This window comes from Streptomyces sp. NPDC054975, from assembly GCF_053609105.1.
In genome coordinates, this window is the sequence record NZ_JBSGWV010000105.1 from 1 (window position 1) to 2,642 (window position 2,642).

Here is a 2,642-nt window from a genome sequence, read left to right on the forward strand (position 1 = left end):
GCCCGGTCGTCGACCGGGGCCCAGGCCGCCGCACCCCTCGTCGGATCGCGGTCAGACGTCCCAGGTGACCGGGAGGCTCTTCACTCCGTAGATGTCCGCGGTCTCCGGGCGCAGGGCGACCTCCTCGGCCGGTACGGCGAGGCGCAGCGTGGGGAAGCGCTTGAAGAGGGCGGAGAGCGCGACCCGCATCTCGACACGGGCCAGTTGCTGCCCCAGGCACAGGTGGATGCCGTGGCCGAAGGCCAGGTGCCCGCCGGACTCCCGCCGGATGTCGAGCGACTGGGGGTCGGCGTAGCGCTCGGGGTCGTGGTTGGCCGTGTGGTACGACAGGACGACCGTCGTGCCGGCCTCGATGGTCTGGCCGCCCACCTCGACGTCCACCAGCGCCGTCCGCATGAACGACTTGGCGACGCTCAGGTATCGCAGCAGCTCCTCCACGGCCTTGTCGGTGAGGGTGGGATCCGCGCGCAGGGCGGCCAGTTGGTCAGGGTTCTGCAGCAGCGCGAAGGTGCCGAGGGACAGCATGTTGGCGGTGGTGTCGAAGCCGGCCGCCAGGAGGATCAGGCTGATGCCCTTGAGCTCCTCGTCGGTCAGGTCGCTGTCGGTGAGTTCGCTGAGGACGTCGTCGGTGGGGTTGGCGCGCTTGGCGGCCACCAGCTGGGCGAGGTACTCCTGGGTCGCGGTGTAGGCGGCGATCAGGTCCTCGTCGCTCGTCTCCCCGTTCATGAACGTGTCGATCTGCTCCTGGAAGGAGTCCCGGTCCTCGTACGGCACGCCCAACAGCTCGCAGATGATGATGGTGGGGATCGGCTTCGCGAACGCGGCCACGAGGTCCGCCGACGGCCCCTTCTGCTCCATGGCGTCCAGGCACTCGGCGGTGATCTGCTCGACGCGCTCGGCGAGCAGTCGCATCCGCCGTGCGGTGAACTTGCCCACCAGCGGCTTCCGGTAGCGCCCGTGGTCCGGTTCGTCCATGAGGAGGAACTCGCCGGGCGGCGCCGGAGGCAGCTCGAAGTCGACCACGTTCATGAGGTCCTTGCGCGAGCTGAACCGCGGGTCGGCGAGGACGGACCGGACGAGGTCGTACCCGGTGATCAGCCAGCCGGGTTTGCCGCCGGGGTGGGTGTAGCGGCTGATCGGGCCGTGCCGACGGGCGTCGAGCAGCTCGGCCGGCGGGTCGAAGGGGCAGCCGCGCGGCCGCTCCGTCGGCAGGGCTGTGACGGTGTGGACGGATTCGCTCATGACCATTCCTCATCTCGCGGCAAGACCTGTTTGAAGACGATCGAAAGCTACGTTGCGTTCAGTGTCTCGTCAACAGACTTGATGGCCTTATTGCAGGTGAGAGGTGGCAAATTGATGCAATGGCGCGTGGAGTGAACGCAATGAAGTGTTGCAATGGCTCATTGCGAAGGCAATGGGGGGGAGTGGCGGGAGGGTAGGGGGCCGACTCATGGCCCGAAGTCGGCGACAGGCGCGAGGGCGGAGGAAGTGGCTCATGGCCTGAAGTCGGCGGCAAGTGCCTGTGCTTACGGAGGCACGCAACATTCTTGCGGGATTTGCGATAGTCTTGCGTTCATGACGCGACGACTTGCTCAAGTGGCCAAGAAGGTGGGAGTCAGCGAGGCGACGGTCAGCCGTGTGCTCAACGGTAAGCCCGGTGTCTCCGAGGCGACGCGGCAGTCCGTCCTCACGGCGCTGGACGTGCTCGGATACGAGCGCCCCACGCAGCTGCGCGGCGAGCGTGCCCGTCTTGTGGGCCTCGTCCTGCCAGAGTTGCAGAACCCCATCTTCCCCGCGTTCGCGGAGGTGATCGGCGGCGCGCTCGCGCAGCAGGGGCTGACCCCCGTGCTCTGTACGCAGACCAAGGGCGGCGTCTCCGAGGCCGACTACGTGGAGCTCCTCCTGCAGCAGCAGGTGTCCGGCGTGGTCTTCGCCGGCGGGCTGTTCGCGCAGGCGGACGCACCGCACGACCACTACCACCAGCTGGCGGAACGCAACATCCCGGTGGTCCTGATCAACGCGTCCATCGCCGGGCTCAACTTCCCCTGCGTCTCCTGCGACGACGCCGTCGCCGTCGAGCAGGCGTGGCGCCACCTCGCCTCGCTCGGGCACGAGCGGATCGGGCTCGTCCTCGGCCCCAGCGACCATGTCCCGTCGCGGCGCAAGCTCGAAGCGGCCCGCGCCGTGGCCGAGGCGGCGGGCGGACGGCTGCCCGAGGAGCACGTCGTCCGGTCGATCTTCTCCCTCGAAGGCGGCCAGGCGGCCGCGACCCGTCTCCTGGAGCGGGGCGTCACCGGCATCGTGTGCGCCAGCGACCCGCTCGCCCTCGGCGCCATCAGGGCCGCGCGCAGGCGCGGGCTCTCGGTTCCCTCGCAGGTGTCGGTCGTCGGTTTCGACGACTCCGCCTTCATGAACTGCACGGAACCGCCGCTCTCCACCGTCCGCCAGCCCATCGAGGCGATGGGGCGCGCGGCGGTCGAGCTGCTCAGCGCCCAGATCCAGGGCACGCAGACGGACCCCGGTGAGCTGCTCTTCGAGCCCGAGCTCGTCGTGCGCGGGTCGACCGCCCCGCCGCCGCTCGGCTGACCGACCCACCTTCCCCCTTCGTTCCTCGGCTCCGGCGCCGGGGAGGCACCCCGCCT

General features: G+C 69.4%; 2 protein-coding genes. One reads left to right on the plus strand and one right to left on the minus strand.

Translation table 11 applies throughout. The features are described 5' to 3' along the window. Nucleotides 1-51: 51 nt before the first annotated feature. On the minus strand, nt 52-1,242 hold the full coding sequence (locus tag ACWF79_RS34700) for a cytochrome P450 (protein WP_453732168.1): 1,191 nt from the start codon (nt 1,240-1,242) through the stop codon (nt 52-54). Between the two features lie 333 nt (nt 1,243-1,575). On the opposite strand from ACWF79_RS34700, the gene ACWF79_RS34705 reads away from it, so the two are divergent. Next, the gene (locus ACWF79_RS34705) at nt 1,576-2,586 is read left to right on the plus strand and encodes a LacI family DNA-binding transcriptional regulator (protein ID WP_453732169.1); all 1,011 of its coding nucleotides are present in this window, start codon (nt 1,576-1,578) and stop codon (nt 2,584-2,586) included. Nucleotides 2,587-2,642 lie beyond the last annotated feature (56 nt).

What these genes read in the sequence shown, in the direction of transcription:
- ACWF79_RS34700 (WP_453732168.1), bottom strand. Translation starts at nt 1,242, where the DNA reads ATGAGCGAATCCGTCCACACCGTCACAGCCCTGCCGACGGAGCGGCCG.
- ACWF79_RS34705 (WP_453732169.1), top strand. Translation starts at nt 1,576, where the DNA reads ATGACGCGACGACTTGCTCAAGTGGCCAAGAAGGTGGGAGTCAGCGAG.